The 23767-nt window shown below is 37.1% G+C and carries 21 protein-coding genes; 1 reads left to right on the top strand and 20 read right to left on the bottom strand.

Annotation, left to right across the window (positions count from 1 at the left end):
- Nucleotides 1-236: 236 nt before the first annotated feature.
- From atpE to ACWNMZ_RS21430, 4 genes are all read right to left on the bottom strand, one after another.
- The gene (gene atpE / locus ACWNMZ_RS21445) at nucleotides 237-443 is read right to left on the bottom strand and encodes a F0F1 ATP synthase subunit C (protein ID WP_016204791.1); all 207 of its coding nucleotides are present in this window, start codon (nucleotides 441-443) and stop codon (nucleotides 237-239) included.
- Nucleotides 444-509: 66 nt separating this feature from the next.
- The gene (gene atpB, locus ACWNMZ_RS21440; RefSeq protein WP_031536716.1) at nucleotides 510-1223 is read right to left on the bottom strand and encodes a F0F1 ATP synthase subunit A; all 714 of its coding nucleotides are present in this window, start codon (nucleotides 1221-1223) and stop codon (nucleotides 510-512) included.
- A gap of 2 nt (nucleotides 1224-1225) precedes the next feature.
- Nucleotides 1226-1621 carry an ATP synthase subunit I gene (locus tag ACWNMZ_RS21435; protein WP_031536717.1) on the bottom strand — a complete coding sequence of 132 codons (396 nt, stop codon included), beginning with the start codon at nucleotides 1619-1621 and terminating at the stop codon, nucleotides 1226-1228.
- Between the two features lie 323 nt (nucleotides 1622-1944).
- Nucleotides 1945-4152 (bottom strand): S8 family serine peptidase, encoded by a 2208-nt coding sequence (locus tag ACWNMZ_RS21430; RefSeq protein WP_251628614.1) that lies wholly within the window; start codon nucleotides 4150-4152, stop codon nucleotides 1945-1947.
- Nucleotides 4153-4326: 174 nt separating this feature from the next.
- Here ACWNMZ_RS21430 and ACWNMZ_RS21425 point away from each other — a divergent pair, with 174 nt between their 5' ends.
- Entirely contained in the window at nucleotides 4327-4722 is a 396-nt protein-coding gene (locus tag ACWNMZ_RS21425; protein WP_251628613.1) for a hypothetical protein, read from the top strand.
- Between the two features lie 577 nt (nucleotides 4723-5299).
- Here the strand turns inward: ACWNMZ_RS21425 and upp are convergent.
- From upp to ACWNMZ_RS21345, 16 genes are all read right to left on the bottom strand, one after another.
- Nucleotides 5300-5929 carry a uracil phosphoribosyltransferase gene (gene upp / locus ACWNMZ_RS21420; protein WP_031536719.1) on the bottom strand — a complete coding sequence of 210 codons (630 nt, stop codon included), beginning with the start codon at nucleotides 5927-5929 and terminating at the stop codon, nucleotides 5300-5302.
- A 473-nt stretch (nucleotides 5930-6402) separates the two neighbouring features.
- Nucleotides 6403-7749 carry an ISLre2 family transposase gene (locus tag ACWNMZ_RS21415; RefSeq protein WP_048717475.1) on the bottom strand — a complete coding sequence of 449 codons (1347 nt, stop codon included), beginning with the start codon at nucleotides 7747-7749 and terminating at the stop codon, nucleotides 6403-6405.
- A 291-nt stretch (nucleotides 7750-8040) separates the two neighbouring features.
- The gene (gene glyA, locus ACWNMZ_RS21410) at nucleotides 8041-9282 is read right to left on the bottom strand and encodes a serine hydroxymethyltransferase (protein WP_251629607.1); all 1242 of its coding nucleotides are present in this window, start codon (nucleotides 9280-9282) and stop codon (nucleotides 8041-8043) included.
- Nucleotides 9283-10375: 1093 nt separating this feature from the next.
- Nucleotides 10376-10948, bottom strand: coding sequence for a TIGR01440 family protein (locus tag ACWNMZ_RS21405; RefSeq protein WP_031536721.1), 573 nt, complete (start codon nucleotides 10946-10948; stop codon nucleotides 10376-10378).
- 81 nt (nucleotides 10949-11029) lie between these two features.
- Nucleotides 11030-12331 (bottom strand): methyl-accepting chemotaxis protein, encoded by a 1302-nt coding sequence (locus ACWNMZ_RS21400; protein ID WP_031536722.1) that lies wholly within the window; start codon nucleotides 12329-12331, stop codon nucleotides 11030-11032.
- A 30-nt stretch (nucleotides 12332-12361) separates the two neighbouring features.
- Nucleotides 12362-12811, bottom strand: a complete 450-nt coding sequence (locus tag ACWNMZ_RS21395; RefSeq protein WP_031536723.1) for a low molecular weight protein arginine phosphatase — start codon at nucleotides 12809-12811, stop codon at nucleotides 12362-12364.
- A gap of 225 nt (nucleotides 12812-13036) precedes the next feature.
- Nucleotides 13037-13603, bottom strand: a complete 567-nt coding sequence (locus ACWNMZ_RS21390; RefSeq protein WP_031536724.1) for a manganese efflux pump MntP — start codon at nucleotides 13601-13603, stop codon at nucleotides 13037-13039.
- 104 nt (nucleotides 13604-13707) lie between these two features.
- Nucleotides 13708-14748, bottom strand: a complete 1041-nt coding sequence (locus ACWNMZ_RS21385; RefSeq protein ID WP_031536725.1) for an L-threonylcarbamoyladenylate synthase — start codon at nucleotides 14746-14748, stop codon at nucleotides 13708-13710.
- Nucleotides 14749-14921: 173 nt separating this feature from the next.
- Entirely contained in the window at nucleotides 14922-15377 is a 456-nt protein-coding gene (locus ACWNMZ_RS21380; RefSeq protein ID WP_031536726.1) for a GNAT family N-acetyltransferase, read from the bottom strand.
- Between the two features lie 73 nt (nucleotides 15378-15450).
- Nucleotides 15451-17124 (bottom strand): sigma-54 interaction domain-containing protein, encoded by a 1674-nt coding sequence (locus tag ACWNMZ_RS21375; RefSeq protein WP_031536727.1) that lies wholly within the window; start codon nucleotides 17122-17124, stop codon nucleotides 15451-15453.
- A gap of 292 nt (nucleotides 17125-17416) precedes the next feature.
- The gene (gene pruA / locus ACWNMZ_RS21370; protein ID WP_251629609.1) at nucleotides 17417-18991 is read right to left on the bottom strand and encodes an L-glutamate gamma-semialdehyde dehydrogenase; all 1575 of its coding nucleotides are present in this window, start codon (nucleotides 18989-18991) and stop codon (nucleotides 17417-17419) included.
- A gap of 99 nt (nucleotides 18992-19090) precedes the next feature.
- Entirely contained in the window at nucleotides 19091-20005 is a 915-nt protein-coding gene (locus ACWNMZ_RS21365; protein ID WP_251629611.1) for a proline dehydrogenase family protein, read from the bottom strand.
- 281 nt (nucleotides 20006-20286) lie between these two features.
- Nucleotides 20287-21168 carry a metal ABC transporter permease gene (locus ACWNMZ_RS21360; protein WP_251629614.1) on the bottom strand — a complete coding sequence of 294 codons (882 nt, stop codon included), beginning with the start codon at nucleotides 21166-21168 and terminating at the stop codon, nucleotides 20287-20289.
- The gene (locus ACWNMZ_RS21355) at nucleotides 21168-22076 is read right to left on the bottom strand and encodes a metal ABC transporter permease (RefSeq protein ID WP_251629633.1); all 909 of its coding nucleotides are present in this window, start codon (nucleotides 22074-22076) and stop codon (nucleotides 21168-21170) included. The genes ACWNMZ_RS21360 and ACWNMZ_RS21355 overlap by 1 nt, the downstream gene beginning before the upstream one ends.
- A complete protein-coding gene (locus ACWNMZ_RS21350) occupies nucleotides 22076-22810 on the bottom strand; it encodes a metal ABC transporter ATP-binding protein (RefSeq protein ID WP_251629616.1) in 735 nt (244 codons plus the stop codon). The genes ACWNMZ_RS21355 and ACWNMZ_RS21350 overlap by 1 nt, the downstream gene beginning before the upstream one ends.
- A 1-nt stretch (nucleotide 22811) precedes the next feature.
- The gene (locus ACWNMZ_RS21345; RefSeq protein ID WP_031536733.1) at nucleotides 22812-23741 is read right to left on the bottom strand and encodes a metal ABC transporter solute-binding protein, Zn/Mn family; all 930 of its coding nucleotides are present in this window, start codon (nucleotides 23739-23741) and stop codon (nucleotides 22812-22814) included.
- Nucleotides 23742-23767 lie beyond the last annotated feature (26 nt).

The raw sequence follows: 23767 nt of genomic DNA, 5'->3' as shown, positions 1-23767 counted from the left end.
TGAACATGCTTATTTATAAAATAATAGGAACAATTTTTGGCTATCAATATACTCAAATTGAGTATGGTATTGTAGGCTGCTTTGTCTTCCCTAATAGTTAGTATTTCTATTGAAATAACAACCATCTTCAAGAAAACAGCCTTTTTTTAAGAATTGTTGGTTTTAAATAAAGGAATGGCGAAGGTTCTTATCGAATGATCTTCGCCATAACTAAGGAATAATTTATTCTAAATCTATTAAAGAACCATAAATGCGATAACAACCGCCATGATAGGAATCGCCTCTACGAACGCAACCCCGATAAACATTGTTGATTGAAGCATACCTCTTGCTTCTGGTTGACGAGCAATCCCTTCTACTGTACGAGAAACGATTAATCCGTTACCTAAACCTGCACCTAGTGCTGCTAAACCAATTGCAATTGCTGCTGCTAATGAACCCATTATTAAAATCCTCCCTAAATTGTAATTATTATAAAGTTTGTCCATTTTCTGAACTGGGTATATATATTAATGGTCTTGACTTACTTTATGAGCCATATAAACCATTGTTAATAAAGTGAAAATAAAAGCTTGGATACTTCCGATAAAAATAGAGAACCCTTGCCATACCATTGTTAATGGGAAGGCAGCTATTGTACCAATAATATTTGTCTTAGCTAAGCTATTCACTAGTAAGTCTAGTAGAACCTCACCCGCAAAAATGTTTCCGTATAAACGAAGACCAAGTGTGAGTGTATTAGAGAATTCTTCGACAATTTTTAATGGTAGTAAAAATCCTACTGGCTGTACATACTCCCTAAAGTATCCTTTTGTACCACGCATTTTGACACCGTAGTAATGAGTTAAACCCACTACCATAATTGCCAACGTTAAGGTTATACCAGGATCGGCAGTTGGGGATTTCCACCAAAGCGTATGATCCACTGTAATAGCGAAAGGCAGTCCTAACATGTTGGAAATAAAGATGTACATAAGAAGGGTGATCCCTAATACGTGAAATCTTCCACCATCTTTCCAATCCATGTTATTCTTAATAATATTTCGGACAAAGTCCATTATCCACTCCATCAAATTTTGTCTGCCAGTTGGCTTCATTTGAAGATTTCGAGTAAGGAAAAATGCGATTAAAAACACAATTAAACTTGATACAACAATCATTAAAACATTAGATAGGTTAAAAGTTAATCCTAAAAACACTTTGGTAGGTGCTTCATGATGCAATATTACTCACCTCTTTTCTCACCATTCTTATGTAAAATAAAATAACGCACTAAATAATCTGCCATAATGACAATATAAGCTGTCATCAATCCAATTACAACACTTATTAAGTGAACTTTTTGTGGATATTCTACGGCAATTAAGCAAACAATTACTGCTGTCGCCATTCGAGAAAGAGTTCCTAAACCATAAACCTTCCCTTCATCTTCAATGGCTTTATCAAATACCTTTGCTCTTCTAACCAATAAGGTGAGATTGAATACACTGGCACTCGTTCCGACGAAGAGACCAAGAAAAACAGATTGATAGGGGGTAAGCGCCCAAGCAAATGCACAAAATGATAAAAAGAAATAAAGATATTTTTTAACCCTTATGTATATCTCAAATAATTGTTCCAAATCTCTATCCTCCTATATTTTCAGGGCATCACTCTAAACCCGCGAAAAATAAAGCGAAGCAGAGAAAAAGCACATTCCTTTTGTATCATTTTACGGGTGTCAATCCAGATAATTTATCTTCAATTTCCAAAGATAAACTAGTAAAATTCACTTTTGCCCGTTAACTCTATTAACACTATCTCTGTGTTAAAATCTTGATACTCCGCGGGTGAAAACCTATTCATACCCCTTGTAAGCATACAATAGGGTATTGTCAATGTCAATGCATTTAAATACAAAAAAAAAATTCATTGCTCACCTTTTAACAATCTCTAACTTATAGCTTATTTTATTTTCAACATTTTTTCAAGCATGTCCTCTTTTCCGGCTTTTTTCGCAAAAACTTTGATTCGATAGTTTCCTGATTCGTCCAAATCTCCAACACTAAATACCCCTTTTAACCGTCCTCTTTTCACTTCTTTTTTCCAATCTAAAAACTGAATAAATTGTAATGTATCTTCCCGAAAAAGAGCTATTCCAAATTCTTCAGCGCCTGTCGGTAAATACGTCTCATATTCATAACTATTTTCTCCAGTCTTTTTAAGGAGATCAAACCCCATAATTCTAGGATAGTCTGGTTCCTCTAGTACATATAAATAAGGAAGTTTTATTAATTGCTCACCGGCCCTTACCTTAATTATACCATCTTGAAGTTTTTCATTAAAAAGATTACTGTCAATATTCATTATAATTGGGACATTTTTCTTCTGACCCGGTTTTAGTGTAAATGAAAGAGGCAATCGCCAGCTAATCCCCCTTTTTCCTTTTGGAAAATCAAAGGATATTTTCTCCATATTATCACCGACATTTTTAACCGTAATGTACGCCTTATATTGGTTTTGTTCTTTCACCAATTTGTATTTACCAAAACGAATACTTCCAGGCGTAATTAGAACATTAGCTTCTATCGCTTTATCAACTTGAATTCGACCTGCCCCTTGTTCATATACTTTATATGTCACATTTTGTCTATTTTTGACCGGTTTTGCTGTATTCATTAAAGATGCTTTCACTTCTTCTGGACCCCAGTCTGGATGCGCCTCTAATAACAATGCACAAGCTCCCGCAACAAAGGGCGCTGCCATACTTGTCCCTTGTAATGACATATAACCATTAGGGACTGTGCTATTTATCACTACTCCTGGCGCAAGCACATCTGGTTTAATTTCCCAAGTGCTAGTCACAGGGCCTCTAGAGCTAAAATCTGCCAATATATCTTTTTCCCATTTTTTTACTATTGTTAAATATGTTTCTTTTTTACGAATAGACTCTTTTATAAATTCTCCCTCCGCCTTCGTAATTCCTGCCACTGGTATAGCTACTTCTTTTTCTAGCATCCCTTGAAAAGGTCCTTCTATATTGTTGTATATAAGTACACCAATCGCTCCCATTTCATATGCGTTTTGCACTTTTTCTGTAAAGGTTAGTTCTCCTCTTTCCATTAATACAAGTTTTCCTTTTACATCGGTTAATTGATTTCTTTTCCCTATTCCACCACTTACTAAGTGAACAGAGCCTGTATCTGCCCATTCTTCACTATTTTCCATATTGGTTAAAGGGATTTTTTGATCATTTATAAGGATAAAAGGTGTATATATATTAGGAGTGGAGGCTCCAACTGAAATAGCTTTAGAGGCTGTACCTGGAGAACCGACCGTCCATTCTGCTGGGCCTGCATTCCCGGCAGCCGCAACGGCAATAATCCCCTTCTTCACTACTTCATTTAAGGCAAGACTAATCGGCAAATCTGGACCATTTACATCACTGCCTAATGAGAGGTTAATAATATCTACTTTATCTCTTACAGCTCTATCAATCGCAGCCAATATTTGCTCTGTTGTTCCAGAGCCCCCCGGACCTAGTGCTCTATAGGCATAAATAGTCGCATTAGGAGCCACACCTTTCATCTTTCCATCTGCTGCAATAATCCCAGCGACATGTGTACCATGAAAAGTATCTCTCCTGCCTAATCCCTTTGTTTCCATCGGATCCTGGTCCTTATCTACAAAATCATAGCCTTCCTTATAGTTCTTCTGTAAATCGGAATGCTGATAGTCTATTCCTGTATCTATCACACCTACCTTTATTCCTTTGCCACTTAGATGCTCTAATGATTTTCCTAAGAAATTTCTTATTTCATCTGCTCCTATAATTTCAACAGGGTCATCTGCTTCTGCCATATATGTTTGAACCTTTGATACTTGATTTACGCTTTCGCTTTGTTTTAACTTTTCCAGTTCCCGTACTGGGCCTTCTACCGAAAAACCATGGAATACTTCTTTAAATATAAATCTTCTTTCTAAATGAGGGTATTCCTTAAGGAGCTCATCTATTTCTTGTTCGGTATAATTAGTCTTCGTATGCACAATGGCAATTTGTAATTCGTTTGGATTTTGCGAGGGTAAGTCTGGAGTTTTTAAGGATGCAGCTAATGTTGTATAGGATATGAATAGTGGGAAAATGAGGAGTATTCCAAGTGTTCTTTTTATCATGCCAATCACCCCTTGCAAATCATTATGCTTTTTATTCTGACCGCAAGTTGTTATTTTATGTATTCAATGAAATCAGGTGTGACTTTTCTCACACAGACAAATGCCAATACTAATAATTTCTTTCAAGATGAATATAAATTAAAAAAGGAAATACTGCTTTTTTTATAAAGTTTGATGGAAAAGTTCTGTATGGAAATGGGGTTTGTCCATCTATCAGCCATTATCGTAGCAATTTTTCAAGTATTACTTTCAGTTAGTTATCCATTAGGAGAGTATGTGATGGGTGGTTCTCATAAGGTTCTACCAAAAAAATTGCGGATTTTGAGTATATTAAATGCTATCATTCTCTTATTTATTAGTTTGATTTTTCTAACACATACAAATGTGTTAACCACCTTTCATTTTTTACCAACAAACATATTAGTCTGTGTTATTACCTTATACCTTGGTTTAAATACAGTAATTAATCTACTGTCTCAAAGTAAGAAAGAAAGGTTTATCATGACGCCATTATCATTCATTGCTTTTCTCTTATGTTTATTTGTCTTTTTATCTACTTTAAAACTTTGAAGCCCACTAAGAAGCTTGCAAGTCTTTTTCCTTATTTATCGAGTGTTCGAGAGGACCCGAACTTATCGGTTGGGGTATAAGACAAAGCATCTGAGTTGAAAAATAGACGGAAGAATTTCGCTTATTTAGTAATTATTATTAAAAAAGGCTTAAATAGACGGAAAGATTCCGCCTATTGACTCGAATAATGCGAAAAAGGGAGATTTTGCTTTGCATAATCGGAAAAACTCCCCTTATTTACGCCGAAACAAGCACTATCATGCATTTATCCGAAAAATTCCGCTTATTTTCCTTTTGCCGGTTACTCGATTCAGGACAAAACATCTTAGTAAAAAGGGAGTGAGTCCAAAAGATTCTCATTTAATGCATTACGGTGAACCATACCAAAAGTAAGTGGTGAGGCTTTATATAAGGATTTTATATTCCAAATAAAGAAACTCGCCAATTCCAATGGCGAGTTTCCCATTTTATATACCAATAACGATGCCAAAGCTACTATCAAATCGCTACACATTTTAAGAAAAGCACCTCAAAACGGAATCCTTTGCTATTTTAGCCCGAGCATTTTTTGGCACGATTATTTTGTCCCAAATAATCTGTCACCAGCGTCTCCAAGACCTGGAACAATATAACCTTTTTCATTTAACTTCTCATCAAGTGCAGCAATGTAGATATCCACATCTGGATGAGCTTCTTTTAATGCTTCCACACCTTCAGGAGCAGCAATTAAGCACATAAATTTAATGTTTTTTCCGCCTCTGTTTTTTAAAGAGTGAATTGCTTCAATGGCAGAACCACCTGTCGCAAGCATTGGATCCACTACGATAAAGTCTCTTTCTTCTACATCGGAAGGTAACTTTACATAGTATTCGACTGGTTTTAATGTTTTAGGATCACGGTATAATCCAATATGTCCAACTTTAGCAGCAGGGATTAATTTTAAAACCCCGTCCACCATCCCGATACCAGCACGCAAGATAGGAACAATCCCTAGTTTTTTACCAGAAAGCACTTTAGATTTCATTTTGCTAACTGGTGTTTCGATATCAATTTCCTCTAATGGCATATCACGAGTAATTTCAAAAGCCATTAATGTTGCTACTTCATCTACTAGCTCTCTAAATTCCTTTGTACCTGTTTGGGTTTCTCTAATGTATGTAAGTTTATGCTGAATAAGTGGGTGATCAAATACATATACCTTTGCCACAACATTCACTCCGTTCCTTCATTATTAGTATAAATATCCTCTTTTTTCGACAGGATACTTCGTTAACACACTTCTATTCATTCTACAGAAAAAGTTTTGGCGAATCAACTGAAATCCTTTTCTAGTTTGAGTCAAGTATTTGTGGGAGAAATTTTTTATCGTCGGAATTTCTCTCTTTTTCAGTGTGTTTGCTATCTCTATTGTTAACGCTTTCTATACTTACTCTATTTATAGTCAGGCTGTTTTCGTAAAATTTTTTGGGATCAATAGACCGTTCCTTTCCGCTACAGGCACTTGCTTTCCGCGGGGAGGAAGTCGAGCCTCCTCGCCGTTCCGGCTGTGGGGTCTCGACCTTTCCTCTATGTCCCGCAGGAGTCAAGTGCCTTTCGCTCCAATCCACTCTGCGTTTTCTATGTTGTTAAAATCCATAACCTTTTAGAATACAGTTTACAGTTAAACGTCGACAATCCTTTTTAAAATCCTTGTAATGCTTTTAACGCATGATATAGTGGCTTTCCTGTTGTTTGACTCAAATAGGCAATGTTTTGTCTTGTTGCCTGTCCTGCTGTTTTGGTTAGTTTTTCACGGTAGTATTTTGGTTTTATATGATTTGATTCCTTCTCTTCCAATCGTTTCGTCATTGTTCCGATCAGTGTTTTAATATCTAATCCATCTTTTAAGCCAACCATGAATCGAATAAATGCATCTATTCCTTTTTCACTCCATGCCCTTCCGTTTTTCAGACGCTTGGCAAACACACTCATGGTTCCTTCTGCGCTGCCCATCGGACGCATATCACTCGTATCTATTCCTTGTTCCTGTAACCAAATTCTATAGTCTCCAAGTGCCTCGGGATATGGAGAAAGCTGGTTAATTAATGCTTCTAATCGTTCTTCTTTTTTCTCTGTATCCAGGGTCGCCACTGCACTATTTAACTCTACTAATAATCCCTCTCCATCATACTTAGCTAGCTTTTTTCGTATCGCTTTATATCTAGGATGTTCTTTAAAAATACGTTGGATTTCTCGAGCTACGTGGAATCTGTCTATCGTGAAAAAAGCTTTCTTTTGAAAATACTCTCTGCACGCAGTTATCCAACTAGCTCCGTCCCCATTGATAGCTAAAAGATGAGTAGTTGGATCGTAATGATACGTATCCATTAAAAATTGTTCTAACTCTTCCCAGAAAGGTGCTTCTGCTTTATGAATAAAATGCCGTTTTCCCACAAGACTGGCTCTCTTTCCATTCATAGACCAACCTTCATGGATAGCTGCGATCTTTTCTTCTCGTCCGCGCTTCTTACCACCTTGCCGTTTAATAAATAAGCCATCTACTTCGATAAATAATACCTTTCTTTTTGGTTCGATTGGCAAGCTCGGTACAACTTCTGTTTGTAATAAATGTTGACGAATCGCTTCATGACTAGCTACAGAGTATCCAAGTAATTTTTCTAACGTAGAAGATGCATGTCTGTATGATGGCCCAGTAACCGCCAATTCCATCGCCATTTCTTCCACAACTGGACTAAATCCTTTACCGCCCTCAAACTGTAAATATTGATCTAATAAATAGACATATTTGTTGCCGATACGATCCCAATAGTAATTTCGCTTAATTGAAACAGATCCAAATAAGGTGTCCATCTGAATCGCTCTCTTATCTTTGAGTTGATATCTTCCTTTATCTCGTTGTTCAGCTATTTCTCTGTCATACCCAGTTAACAGCTCCTCGAGAACTTCCGAAAAAGTTTCCTGTAATGTTTTAAATAAATCACTTTCTATTTCTTTTAATGTAGGTAGTTTTATGGTATTTTGTTTCATAGGGACTTTCTCCTTTTGTATGTTTTGTCCGCAAACACTACTATACAAAAAGAAAGTCCCTTTTTCTTTATTTTTGCTCATACTACCGCGCTTGCGTTTGGTTGGCGGTCTAACGACCACCAACCAAACCAGAGGGTAAATTATTTTCTACCCACAAACATTTTACTCATACCCTTTTCTAAATTCAAAAATTTTATGATAGTTTTCCCTAAAATCCAAGAAAAAAACCGAGCTTAAGAAAAGAGGACAATCATTAGGTCGTTTTCCCCCTTGATGATTGTCCTCTTCTAATTATAATTGTTTATACAATTCGAATTTGCTAGTTAATGTCGTTACTCTTTGAGCTGCCTCCGCTAACTTCTCAGCATTTTCATGGTTTTTAAGTGTAAAACCGATAATAGATGCAATTTCATCCATATCTTCTAAACCAAAGCCACGAGATGTTACAGCTGCTGTTCCAATGCGGATTCCACTTGTTACAAATGGACTTGCAGGGTCGTATGGAATCGTATTTTTATTAACAGTGATCCCCACTTCGTCTAATACTTGCTCCGCCACTTTTCCAGATAATCCTAAAGATTGTAGGTCAACTAATAGTAAATGATTATCCGTTCCATTTGATACTAAGTTTAATCCCTCTTTTTGTAGACCACTTGCTAATCGTTTTGCATTTGCAATAATTTTTTCTGCATACTCTTTAAAATCCGCTTGAAGCACTTCTCCAAAAGCAACTGCTTTCGCTGCGATTACATGCATTAATGGACCACCTTGAATTCCAGGAAAGATTGATTTATCGATTTTCTTCGCAAATTCTTCTTTACAAAGGATCATTCCACCACGAGGTCCACGCAATGTTTTATGTGTAGTTGTTGTTACAAAGTCAGCATAAGGAACAGGATTTTGATGTAGCCCTGCTGCGACTAAGCCAGCGATATGAGCCATATCCACCATTAAGTATGCTCCAACTTCATCAGCAATCTCACGGAATTTCGCAAAATCAATTTCACGAGGATATGCACTTGCTCCAGCAACGATTAATTTAGGCTTATGTGCTAATGCTTTTTCTCGAACATCTTCATAATTAATATAATGTGTCTCTTTATCTACTCCATACTCAATAAAATTATATTGAATACCGCTAAAGTTAACAGGGCTTCCATGTGTTAAATGTCCACCATGAGACAAGTTCATTCCCAACACAGTATCACCATGTTCTAAAATAGTAAAATAAACGGCCATATTTGCTTGTGCTCCTGAATGAGGCTGCACGTTCACATGTTCCGCACCGAAGATTTCTTTCGCACGGTCACGAGCAATATCTTCCACAATATCTACATATTCACATCCGCCGTAATAACGTTTGGCAGGATATCCCTCTGCATATTTATTTGTTAATACAGATCCTTGCGCTTCCATTACCGCTTCACTTACAAAGTTTTCTGACGCAATCAATTCAATTTTCGCTCTTTGGCGACCTAATTCTTGCTGTATTGCTTTAAAAACAAGTTCGTCTTGCTCCGCTAAATGCTTCATATGTAAATCCTCCCGACTATTCTCTCTATTCCACCGTAAATCTGCCTCTATTCTATCATGTATATATTTTAAAAAGAAAGAGTTAATTTACGAATTATTACGATAATATTTTTATTTTTGTTCGGTTTTTAGTGTTGTTTTTAAATGAATTATCTTATATTTATTAAAAACAACAGAAAAACATATATTCATCTACTATATTAGTAAAGTGAACCAGTAGAAAAAATAAATTTCTGAGTTACTAGAACTTATTTTATTCGCAAAAAATATTATTTAACAATAACACAGTCATCCGAGACCACTGAAAAACTGATAGCTATTGATGCTTGGTCGTAACCGCCTTTTAAACTTAGATGTGTAAATTATTTTCCGAGGTGACCACATGACTCATTGGGGCGAGCGCCGAGCCGCTTCACAGCTCACGCTCCTGCAGGGTCTCGGACTTTCTCGCTGCTCCCATAGGAGTCAAGCGGACACCTCTCCAAACCAACTTATTATTCGCTTTCAAATAAATAAAACCTCATTTTATTTGGAGAACTAGACTTTTTCAGTGCCCTCCAGTCATCCTCTGGGGGGTGTATAAGGACGACAATTTCGTTGAACTTTTTTAAAGAACTTTCCTTCTCGTTTGGTTTTATTTTATTGATAGAGGGGGATTTCTCGGTTACTTTTCTGACTATTTTTCTTCCTTATTTGTTACAGAGATGCTTTCTCTGTTACCTTCCTAGCTTCTTTTCTTCCTTTTGCGGCTCAGAGACGCCTCCTCTGTTACCTTACCAGTTTCTTTTCTTCCTTTTACGTCACAGAGACGCCTTCTCTGTTACCTTACCAGCTCCTTTTCTTCTTTCTACGGCTCAGAGACGCCTCCTCTGTTACCTCCCTAACTACTTTTCCTGCCCAAATGGCTCAGAGACAACTCCTTGTTCCCCTCCCCAGCATTCCTGTCTAAACAGCACAAACAAACCTGCTCAAACATCCTTTTCATCACGGCTTTTAGCAATCTAAAAGCTCTCAGCTGACAACCCATTAATATAAAAAAACCAATAAAATTCCTCCAATCAAACAAGGAATTTTATTGGTTTTTCCACGCTAATTAACAAGAAAGATTTTCTTTCGTTTTCTCATATACCGCTCTCGGACCGCCAATTAATTTCGGCCGTGACTTTGCAAGTGTAACATGTGCATTGCCAAGGTCTTTAAGGGACGTTCGTATTGGCACTGCAACATGCTTTACATGCATGCCAATAAATGTGTCGCCAATATCTATTCCGCCATCAGCCTGAATGAACTCAACTACAACCGGATCCTCCATGTGTCCGAATGCGAAGGTCGCCATTGCTCCACCTGCATGCCGAACTGGCACAACCGATACCTCTGGCAGATTTCTTGAATGCATTACTTTTCTCTCTACTACTAATGCTCGATTTAAATGTTCACAGCATTGAAAAGCAAGGGAGACTCCAGATTGCTGCTGATAATTCTGACATTCTTCGAAAATAAGTGAAGCAACATCCACAGTTCCTGCAGTTCCTATTTTTTGACCGATTACTTCACTTGTACTGCACCCAATCACAAATAAATGATGTTCTCCAAGCTGTGCCTGTTCTTGATATTCTTTTAGAATCGTTTGTAACTGTTCCTTTAGCTTAAGTGTTTCCTCATTCATATAAAACACTCCTTTTCAAGTTACCTACATTTCTTTTTACTATATCCATCATTGCACAAAGATATTTTGAGTACAAGTAATCTATTCTTTAATTTGGAATCGGCAGATTGTTTGCTGCAGCTCTTTTGCATGCTCTTGCAATTCTAATGCTAAGCTATCTACTTTGCGAATAAGTGCTGTTTGACTTTCTGTAATATTCGTTACCTGTTGTGCTCCTGCAGCTGTTTCTTCTGCAATTGCTGCCACTTCTTGCGATTGCTGTGTAGTATCATATATCTGCTCTTTCTGCTGATGAATCAACTCCGTAATATTAGCCGTAGCGTAGACCATTTTATTTGTTGTCTCATTCATCTCACTGAAAATGAGGCTTGTCTTCTCTCCATTTTCCGCTTTCTCCTGAGCATCCTCTACTTGCTTTGTAATTTGCTCAACAACATTTTTAACCTCTGCTTGCATATTACTGATGATGTCTGCAATTCCATCTACTGCTTTAGCACTTTCATCAGCAAGTCTTCTTACTTCTTCTGCAACAACACTAAACCCTGCACCATGTTCACCTGCGCGCGCAGCTTCAATAGAAGCATTTAATGCTAATAAATTTGTCTGTGAGGCGATTTCTCCAACAAGCTTCAATACCTCTTCTATTTCCTTGGAATGTATTTCTAAGTTTTGCACTGACTTTAGGGAATTCGTATTCTCCACTGCCAAATCCTTCATTCCTTCCACTAAAGAATGAACGACCTTATTTGTCTGAACTAATTTTTCTGACATTTGTTCTGAAATCGTTTTGGACATATTCGCTTTTTCTTCTACTGTAAGAGCGATATTCATGGATTCTTCAATAGACTCCGCTGAAGCTTGTACACTTTGTGCTGATACTTCAGCACCGCCAGCAATTTCTCCAACCGAACTAGAAATAGCTAGTGTGTGCTCGAGCGCATTTTCAGATTCAGCAGAAATCATTTTTACGGTTTCATTTGTTTTATTAAAGTTATTTTCAATGCTTTGGACCATTTCTCGTAAATTTAAAAGCATATGATTAAAAGCTAAACCTAAAGATTTGATTTCGTCATCTGATTTTGATACTTCAACATCTTGGCTAATATCCCCATGAGCTGCTTTTAACGCACCCTGTTCGAGTCTTTTTAAAGGTTTAATAATAAAACCAGCTGCTAAAAAGCCTAAAAAACCAGACCAAAATACCCCTAATAATAAGGTGACAATGTTAAAAAAAGCCGAACTAATAGCTATTTTACTTTCAATCGCCGGATAAATGATATACATACAAAAAGCACTTGTTGAATAGGTAATAATCGCTAAGATTGTAATAAATAATGCCAGCTTTTTTCTTAAACTAAACTTATAATGCACCTTGGTTCCCACTCTTTTTCCCCCTTGTAAATAAAAAGCACCTTACCACTCACTATTTCTTATTTTTTCCATTGTTTTATCAATCAGCATTTCTAATTCCTGATAGGTTTCTCGATACATGGAAACAGATCCCCCAAATGGATCACTAACATCACCATTTGGATCATCCTCTGCAAATTCTTTTATCGTAAACGTTTTCTCAATAGAGGATGGATATGCAGACGTAAGCATATTTTTATGTCCATTCGTCATGGTAAAAATATATGTCGCCCAATCAATTAACTCTTTTGTTACCACAGCAGAAGAATGACTATGCTGGATTCCCTTTTCAGTCAAAACTTCTTGTGCTTGCAAAGAAGCAGCATTTCCATCTATTGCATAAACACCAGCTGATTTTACTTCCACATCAGAAGAGAATTTATGCCTTAAAATAGCCTCAGCCATCGGACTTCTGCACGTATTACCTGTACAAACAAACAATACACGAATCATCACTTATCCTCCTTTTATATGTCTTTATTATAGACCAATTTACCTAAAATTTCTATTTACTTATAGTGAAACACTGTTCTTTTATCGGAGAAAACTAGTACATTTTTAGCATTTGTCTCTTGTTAATATTTTGAAAGTTAAATGTAGTTTTCAGAAAGTTTGTTTATAACATCAAAAATTATTTAAAAAGCGGCTCCCATCATTTGATGAAAGCCACTTTCCCTATCAAAATACAGCTGTAAAACTAATTAATAGCTTAATTCCAAATACAAGAAGGATTGCCCCTCCAAGCATTTCTCCATAGGAACCTAACCAGCCCTTTACTTTCCTACCGATTAGTAATCCTAGCCAGGTCAACACCATCGCACTAATTCCAAAACAAAGCAGCACAACTACGGTTCTTGCCTGGTATATTCCTAGACTTAAACCAACAGAGAAGCTGTCCAAACTTACACTGACTGCAAACAGAACTAACCCAAAGCCAACCGGTGTAATTCGGCTGGTCTCCACTTCTTTAAATCCAGTCCAGATCATTTGAATTCCTAATAAAACTAGCAAAGCTCCACCTATATATCCGGCTATTTCACTAAAGTTTTCCGAAAGAAGTTTCCCTGTAATCATACCAAGCAGTGGCATAATTACATGAAAGATTCCAATCACTAAGCCGATTTTTGCGATTTGCTTTAATCTTAGTTGAAACATCCCCATTCCGAGCCCAACAGAAAATGCATCCATACCTAAAGCAAATGCCATTAAAATAAGTGTAAATAGTTCTCCCACAATTGCAGACATTTTTTTGGCCCCCTTGGACTTGCTAATTAGAGATTATGCACGTCCAAGTTCATTTAGAAGTGGGATTCTGCAATATTTACAGATGAAAAAATTTTTTCGATACTTTATTTAATTACTTGATGGGAAGCAGCTTTCATTAGTCTATTCATAATCGCTTGTCCAACACCCTCTGCTGGAAACATCTCCCCAAAAATGATATCTATTTCCTTATGATCAAAGCTCCGCAAACCATCATAAAGCTCTGTAGCTACGGTGGATAAATCTGCCCGTTTTCCACAAGCATAAATAAAATCAGCTTGATAATAGTCTTTATTTTCTAACGTTGTAAGAATACCTACTTTATGTCCTTTTTGTTTTTCTTCTTCTACTAATAATTGAATTTTCTCCTTAGAACCGTCTACTAAAAACAATGGTGCATTCGGTGCATAATGGGTATATTTCATTCCAGGAGATTTCGGCTTAATTTCCTTATTAATCAGCGCCTGATCCATTCTTACTTCTCCCACAACACTTTCCAGCTGTTGTTTCGTAATACCACCAGGACGTAGAATAACGACCGTTTCCTCCGTACAATCGACAACCGTTGATTCAACTCCTACTCCCGTTGGACCGCCATCAACTATCCCTGCTATATAAGAATCTAAATCCTCTTTTACATGAGATGCTTTTGTTGGACTTGGTTTTCCAGAACGGTTAGCACTAGGGGCAGCAATTGGCAAACCAGATTCTTCAATGATTCGTAAAGCAACAGCGTGATCAGGCATCCGAATCCCTACTGTGGATAAACCAGCAGTGGCGATCTCTGAAAGCATCCCTTGCTTCTTTTCAAAAATAATAGTTAGTGGACCAGGCCAAAAAGCATCCATTAATTTTTCTGCTGTTGCCGGCACCTTTTCTACTAATTCATTTAATTGCGCTCGTTTTGCAATATGTATGATAAGCGGATTATCGGACGGTCTTCCTTTAGCAGCAAATATTTTTGTAATAGCTGAATCTTCCTTTGCATTTCCGCCTAATCCATAAACTGTTTCTGTCGGAAACGCAACGACCTCATTTTTTTTCAAAAGATCAGCAGCTTGTTGTATTTGTGAATAACTTTCTTCCTTATCCACATTTTTATCCACCGACCAATAAATTGTCTTCATTTTTATCCACCTTTTTCAATTCTTATATTTCTTCTTCAAAATCGCTTTTAATTCCCCATTTTTCGACAATACCATCATTTGCTGAAAAGGACAAGCACCTCATTAAATGGGGATAAAAATTTGATTTGTCCACAAATTGTGAATAAATAGTATGAAAAAGTGGATAACTTATGCTATTTATCCACAATATTCATAGGAATATACATGAAATGGGACTTATCAACAGTGAAAACGCTTTTTACTCCATTCGACTCTTTCAATATATGTGGAATATCGTCCATGTCTATCCTCTGAAACCCTAATAGCTGGAATAATTGAAGAGAATACTGGTTAGTAACACTGCAATAGATGGCATCCATCTCTTTTTCTTTTGCTAATTTTAGAGCTTGCTGAATTAAAAATAAAATATCTTCTACCGTTCCCTTGGAAAGGATCATTGAACGAAGCAAACCTACTTTTTCAAACGGCTCTATCCCGATTGTTCCAATAAGCGCTTGATCCTCTTCTGTTTCCATTAGCAAAAAGTAATCAAGCCATTCTTCTAATCCTTCTACTTTCACTTCTGCCTTGTTTAAAAAATCAGCAATTTTTTCTACATCTGTTGTTTCAGCTTGTCTAATAATATGCATTTCACCCGCCACCTCTTCATCTAGTATTTCTTCTATTACTATGAAAAGGGTGCAAAAAAAATGCTAGATTTTCTTACTTTAAACCAAACTCTTTTATTTTGTTATATAACGTTCCTCTGGAGATTCCTAACAATGTAGCTGCAGCACTCTTATTTCCATACGTTTTTTTGAGTACCTCTTCTATGCGCTGCATTTCATCCTCTTCCTTGTTCCCTTTTTCTTCTCGAATAGAAACTTTATACTTTTCTACAATTTCAGCAGGGATATGTTCCAGCATTATTTCGTTTTTGCCTTCACTTACCAATACACTGTGCTCTATCACATTATTTAGTTCTTTTATATTGCCTGGCCAATCATATGCACATAGAATATGCAATGCTTGGTGATTTATTTTGTCTACTTTTTTATTGTGTTTTTCGCTATACTTTTTCATGCAATCGCTAACTAAAACGGGTATATCCTCTTTCCGATTTCGGAGTGGTGGAATTTCAATATGGATAATACTAATTTGATAATAGAGCTTTTCATTAAACAGCCCTTTTCTTACTAACTCCCCTAAAGGCTGGGTAGAAGATAGGATTAATCTTGTTGCCGTTTTTTTCTGCTGTTCTCCTCCAACTCTAGCAAAAGATTGATTTGTCATATAATATAGAAGTTTTTCCTGAACAGGAGGTGGCATTTTATCCACTTCTTCAATAAACAATGTTCCGGATTCTGCCTGCTCCATCTTTCCTTCCATTTCTTCTGTATCTCTCGAATCAAAGGCCATTTTCTGATAGCCAAACAGCTCCATTTCGATTAAGTCCTTCGGAACTGTTGAACAATTTAAAGATAGAAACGGTTTACTCCTCTTAGATCCACCATAATGAATAGCCTGTGCGAGCTGTTCCTTACCTGTGCCTGCTTCTCCGTTAATCAAAACTGGTATCTCTGCCGAAGCTACTTTTTGAGCAATTTCAACTGCCCTTTTTACCTCCTTGCTTTCAGATTGAATGGAGGAAAATGGCTCTTCTTTTTGTATATATAACGATGAATTCGAATCTAACTCCTGATTTAAACGAATGAGCTTGGTTATATCCCGTTCTGTTGAAATACCACCAATTATTTCATTTTCAACAAGAACAGGGGAAGCGTTAATTAATACATGGGTATGTTCATTTGGCCGATGATAAGTTCCTCTAATCGGATTACCCTCTTTTAGAATCTTATGTAATTGAATGGATTCTGAATCAAAATGCTCTCCAATTTTTTTACCTATAATTGCTTCTTTTTTTATATGATAGGTATCCTCTGCCGCACTATTCCAGTAGAAGACTGTTCCGTTCCTATCTACAGCTGTTACTGCATCATTAACCGTTTCTGCCAATGTTTCAAAATAAGTTGTGACATGTCTATTTTCCTTTTGCAATGACCGAATTCTCGCAGTAGCGGTCACAATTCCTTGATAATTCATTTCCTTCTTAATAATAACGGGTCTTATCCAATCGATCTCTTCTTTATTAATCTCCTCGCATGAAATAACAGCTGATGGCAATATTCCACTTGCCTGCAGCCATGTTTTAATTGTTTGACTTTTACCCCCTGCTGATAAAAGATACTGCTCTTCTTTGCCAATCGTATATAGCTGCTCACTTTCGATAACGGCATAGGAATAATTGAGTAGCACATCTGCTAGTCTGCTGATTTTTTCATGATCTGAGAGGATGATAAACGAAGTTTCTATCTCCAGTTGTGAATCGGTAAACATAGCTTAATCCTTTCTTTCCTTATTATTGATAATTTATCATTAAATAATCGTTTTTTCCAATGGCTGTTTTCGTATTCCTAATTAATTTGTTTTCCCTTTTGAAAAATCAACCATTATATAGAAAACAGCCTTTCCAATAAGAGGGAAATGTATCAAAAAAAGCTGTCTCCTAAAGGGAGTCGCACGTGAATGATTCATACACAGAAGTTTTTTTACTTCTTTCTAGTACTATTCTTGTGATTCTCTTTAAAGGAGACAGCTTGTTAAGCGCTTATTTAATTGATTGTTATTATTACATTACTTTTCTCGTACTTAATTTTGCTTGGGTGAAGAGTAGAAGATAGTCGAATCCTCCTGCTTTAGAGTCTGTTCCACTCATATTGAAACCACCGAATGGATGTACTCCTACTAGTGCTCCTGTACATTTTTTATTAATATACAGGTTGCCGCAATGTTGATTTTCTAATGCGTATTGGATTCTGTCTTCTTTAGATGAAAAGAAAGAGCCTGTTAATCCATAATCGGTATCATTATATACATCGATACCTGTTTTCCAATCAGGGACTTTGCAAATAGCCAATACTGGTCCAAAAATTTCTTCTTTCATAATACGAGCATCGGCAGGAACGTCAGCAAAAATAGTCGGTTCAATAAAATAGCCATTTCCTTGTGCACGGGATCCTCCTGCTACTAATTTCCCTTCCCCTTTGCCAATTTCGATATAGCTTAATATTTTATTTAATGCTTTCTCATCAATAACTGGTCCTACTGATGCGTTTACCTCTGGAAGACCAATAGTTAAATTCTTTGTACGTGCCACTACCTTTTCCACTACTTGATCGTATACAGAATCAACAATGATAGCTCTAGAGCCTGCTGAACATTTCTGCCCTTGGAAACCGAATGCCGCCGCCACAATTGCTTCTGCTGCTGCGTCAATATCTGCTGTTTCATCAACAACGATGCCGTCTTTTCCGCCCATTTCTGCAACAATACGTTTTAACCAAATTTGACCAGGCTGCACAACAGATGCACGTTCATAAATCCGACATCCTACTGCTCGGGAACCAGTGAAGGAAATAAATCGTGTTTTTGGGTGCTCTACTAAATATTCGCCCACTTCCAAGCTATCTCCTGGAAGGTAATTAATGACTCCCGTTGGTAATCCTACCTCTTCCATTAACTCAACAAATTTTGCGGCTATAACAGGCGTATTATCGGAAGGCTTTAAGATAACAGTGTTTCCTGAAACTACACCAGCAACTGTTGTTCCCGCCATAATAGCCAGCGGAAAGTTAAATGGAGAAATAACAATGCCAACACCAAGCGGAATATACGTAATTTTATTATCCACTTCACCATCTGTTGCGTATAGTGGCTGATTTTTCGATGTTTCACTTAGTCGTAACATTTCTCTTGCATAGAACTCAAGGAAGTCAATTGCTTCTGCTGTATCCGCATCTGCTTCTGCCCAATTCTTCCCTGACTCTAAGATTAAGTAAGCGGAAAATTCATGCTTTCTTTCTCTCATTAATTTCGCCGCTTTAAACAAATACTCAGCACGCTCTGGCGCTTTTACTTTCTTCCATGTCTCAAATGTATGTAATGCCTCTTTCATTGCCTTTTCTGCATATTCTTTATTCCCTTTGCTCACTTCTCCGATTACTTCATCGACATTTGCCGGATTAATCGAGACTGTTTTTTCTTCTGTCATAATTTTATCTTTCCCGATTACAAGTGGATATGTTTTTCCTAATTCCCCTTTTACTTTTTGAATTGCCGCTTCTAGTGCATGTTGGTTTTCAATCTTAGTAAAATCAGTAAATGGCTCATTTTTATAGGCTGGGATACTCGTAATGTTTGTCATGTTCATTTCTCCTTTTCGTTTATTGAGTTAATCTTCTTCCATCATTCTCTCAATCTATTAACATTTAAAAATAAAAGGGAGCACGCTTTACAGCATTGCTTATTTAAACAAATTTTTAAGAACAAACCATACATTTGCTGGTCTTTCGGCCAATCTTCTCATAAAATAGCCGAACCAATCTTTTCCGTATGGAACATATACTCTTACTTTGTAGCCTTCTTTCACTAGCTTATTTTGCAAATCCTCACATATGCCATACAGCATTTGGAATTCAAACTTGTCTTTATCTATTCCATGCTTATTAGCAAGCTCTTTTGTGAATTGAATAATTTTTTCATCATGGCTGGCAACCGCTGCATAATTTCCATTTAGCATATGCATTTCAATGATTTTTTTATAATTTTCATCTACGTCTTTTTTGTCTGGAAAGGCAACATCTGGCGACTCTTTATAAGCCCCTTTAACAAGGCGTAAATTTGCCTTTAATTCATTTAAATGTTTCATATCTTCTTCCGTACGATACAAATAAGCTTGAATGACTAAACCCACATTTTCAAATTCTCGACGGAGCTCTTCATAAATATCGATTGTTATTTGGCAATGAGCATAGTCTTCCATATCGATACGAACAAAATTTCCGTATTGCTTTGCACGGGAAACAATTTTCCGCATATTGTTCAAACATAGGTCTTTATCAATATCTAATCCTAGTGATGTCATTTTCACCGATAAATGAGATTGGACCCCTGATGCATGAATTTCATCTAACGTTTTTAAAGACATGCTGGTTGATTCATTTGCTTCTTCTTTCGTGTAGACGAATTCTCCCAGATGGTCAAGTGTAACTACTCTGCCGGATTTGTTTAATTCTGCGACCTTCGAAATCGCTTCCACAATAGATTCACCAGAAACGAATCGTCTGGCTCCAAAGCGTAAACCATATTTGCGAGCTAGTTTATTTGCGGATTTATTCTTTGCTAATGACTGAAACATATTTCTCCATGCAAGTTCCATTATCACGCGCCCCTTTTTTTGAACACTTTTGTTTAAAATTTACCCACTGTACATTTGTGTTTAATTTATGCTTTGATTATACAATAGGACTTCCTTTAAAATCTATAATTTTCTGATAAATTTTTATTATTTGATTAAACAAAATACTGCAAGCGTATTACAAAAAACTTATTCCGTCCAATCAAAAAGAGACTATCCTAAAAGTACGCTTCTCAAAAAGAATGCTTTATCTAAAGCCCATTTTTAAGAGAGTACTTCTAAGACAATCTCTTTAACTAATATTATATGTTCGCCGTCTTTTTTCTACCTATAAAGCCCCTTGCTAAAACTCCATATTTTGGGGAACAAAGAAAACTGACCATAAAAATAATTCCTGTAGAAAAGGCCATTGCCCCTGAAATGGAGGTATCTAACCATACCGCAAGATAATAGCCAATAAATGCGGACATAATTCCAAAGCTGCTACTTAATAGAAATAGAATGGATAGTCGATCTGTCCATAAATAAGCGGCAGCCGCAGGAGTAATCAGCATCGCTACTACCATAATTGCCCCAACTGCATCAAAAGCAGCAACCGTTGTTAATGACACTAAAGACATAAATAAATAGTGCATAAAGATAACAGGAATGCCCAAACTTGCTGCAAGTGCTGGGTCAAATGAAGTTATTTTCCATTCCTTATAGAAAGCTATTATAATAACGACAACCACTATTAAAACAATGCTTAGTAATACAACTGCTTCTGGTATCCTTCCAAGGAGCGGAATCTCCATTATCTCCCATGGGATAAACGTAATTTCTCCCATCAAGGTATGCTTCACATCTAAATGAGCATTTCCCACTTTTGTTGCAATTAAAATGACACCTATCGCAAATAAAGTTGTAAAGACAATGCCAATCGAAGCCTCTTGCTGTACACCTCGTGTATGGAGCCATTGGATAACAATTGCCGTAATCAAGCCCGTAACAACCGCTCCAATCAACATATGGATCCCCGTTAATTCCCTAGTAACTAAATAGGCACATACAATTCCCAAAAGCACGGTATGGCTTATAGCATCTGCCATCATCGCCATCCTTCTTAAAATTAACAAGACACCAATAAGACCACAGCTCAATCCAACTAATGAGGCAGTTAACAATATCCAACCAGTATAGCTCATTATTGTTTTACCTCCTTCGTCATTTCTAATAGTGCCATACGTTTCCTCTGTCTTTTTTGTTGAAAAAATACAACTGCCAAGCCCTTCTTACTTCCTAAAAATAAGGACACAAGAAAAACAGAAGAGGCCGTTACTACAATGAAGGGTCCAGTCGGCCATCCTTTGCCAATTGTACTAAGCAATGTCCCAACCATTCCCGCACTTCCGCCAAACAAAGCGGAAAGAATCACCATCACTTTGAACGATTCCGTCCAATATCTCGCACTCACACTCGGAATTATTAGCAAAGCTGCCATTAATATAACACCAACTGCCTGAATCCCAACAACAATGACTAACACAAGGATCGCCATATATAGTGCATTCATCTTAGTAATCGATATGCCTAAGCCTTTAGCAAAGCTAGGATCAAATAAAAATATTTTCCATTCTTTGAACAAGAGAACTGTTATGAAAAGGACGATTAGAGCTACTATCATCATCGTCCAAACATCTTTGGATACCATGGAGGCCGCTTGCCCAAATATAAAACTATCTAAACCACTTTGATTGCCACCAGGCATCCGATTAGCAAATGTCAAAAGCATAATCCCTAAGCCAAAAAAGACGGATAAAACAATTCCCATTGCCGCGTCTTCCTTGACTCGGCTGGAGTTTCTTATCCACTGGATGAAAAAAGCACTTAATAAAGCAGTAACTGCTGCGCCAATAATCATCACAAAAAGATTTTTTTCTCCGATTATCATAAAGCCAAGTACCACTCCTGGAAGTGCTGCGTGAGAAAGCGCGTCACTCATTAAGCTTTGTCTTTTCCAGTAAGCGAAGCTGCCAATAGCACCAGCTGCCATTCCTAATAAGAATGTACTAAATAAAACCGATTGGGCATTATAAGAGAGAAAACTAAACATTATCGCTTCTCTCCCATCCAACGCAATGTACCTCCATACGCTTTCCTAATGTTTTCTCTTGTAAAAGTTAAATGGGTTGGTCCATGCGCAATTACTGTTTTATTTAGCAGGAGAACATGATCAAAATATTCTTCGACGGTTTGCAGGTCATGATGGACAACCATCACTGTTTTCCCACTCTCCTTTAACATTTTTAAAGTCTCCATGATTGCTTTTTCTGTCGTTGCATCAACACCTGCCAATGGTTCGTCTAAGAAATAAAGATCCGCATCTTGGGCAAGAGCTCTGGCGAGAAATACCCGTTGCTGTTGCCCACCTGATAACTGGCTAATTTGCCGATTTGCAAATCCTTCCATCTTCATTTCTCTTAACGCTGCCAATGCTTTTTGCTTATGCTCTTTCTGCGGCCACTTTAACCAGCCGATTTTTCCGTATTGCCCCATTGTTACGACATCTAAAGCATTTGTCGGAAAATCCCAGTCAACAGATCCCCGCTGAGGAACATAGCCAATTTTCGATTTTGCTGTTTTATACTTTTCGCCAAAAAATGTAACCTTACCAGTAATACTAGGGATGAGATCTAGCAGTACTTTTAGCAACGTAGATTTTCCAGCACCATTCGGACCAACAATACTCGTTAAGGTTCCTTGTTTAATTTGAAAGCTAACATCCGTTAACACTTCATTTTTCCGATAAGCTGCTGATACATTCTCCACAGTAAGAACTGACTTCATCTTACTCCACTCCTCTGCTCAATGCTTCATAGATGGTGGAAACATTATGTTCATACATCCCTATATAAGTTCCTTCTTCCGTATCCGCATCTCCCATCGCATCAGAGAATAATTCTCCACCAAGCTCTATATCGAGTTCCTCTTTTTTGGCTCCTTCAATGACTGCATTGATGGAAGCTGGATTAATGCTGCTTTCGATAAATACAGCAGGAACTTGATTCTCCACTAGTAATTGAATAGTCTCCTCTATATCTGATAATCCAATTTCCGCTTCCGTGCTTAAACCTTGTAATCCAACAACCTCAATATCTAGCATTCTTCCAAAGTAGCCAAATGCATCATGCGCTGTAACTAGTACACGTTTATCTGCTGGCAATGTTTTCAACTGAGCTTTTGCTTCTTCCTTCAATGTATCCAATTTTTCAAAATACGCTTGCTTATTATTTTCAAAATAATCACTATCTTCCGGTAAAGCTTTCTTTAACTCATTGGTTGCTGCATCAAGTGATTCCTTCCATAGATCAATATCAAACCATATATGTGGATCAATTGCACCTTCCTCCTCCTTTAAAAGTTTTTCCTCTGGGTTAACTTCTCCAATAGCAAGAACTGGTCTTGTTTTCCCAATCTCTTCAAAGACCTTTACCATATTCGCTTCTAGATGTAACCCACTATAAAAGATAATATCCGCACCCTCCATTTTCTGGATATCTCCTTGGGTAGCCGTATATAAATGCGGGTCTACACCAGGTCCCATTAGACTATTCACCTCTACTTTATCTCCGCCAATTACCGACATTGGTTCTGCAATTTGTGCAATTGTAGTAACAATCGCAAGCTTACCATCTTCCTTAGACCCGGTTGATTCAGCTGAACAACCCGTTAAAAAAAAGAATGTTATTACTAATCCTGTTAACACAAACTTCCACATTGTTATTCCCCCTTTTCATCATCACA

The sequence above is a fragment of the Niallia sp. Marseille-Q9988 genome, assembly GCF_976954375.1.
The sequence above is the reverse complement of the archived record's forward strand: the minus strand, read 5'-3'. Positions and strand labels throughout refer to the sequence as shown.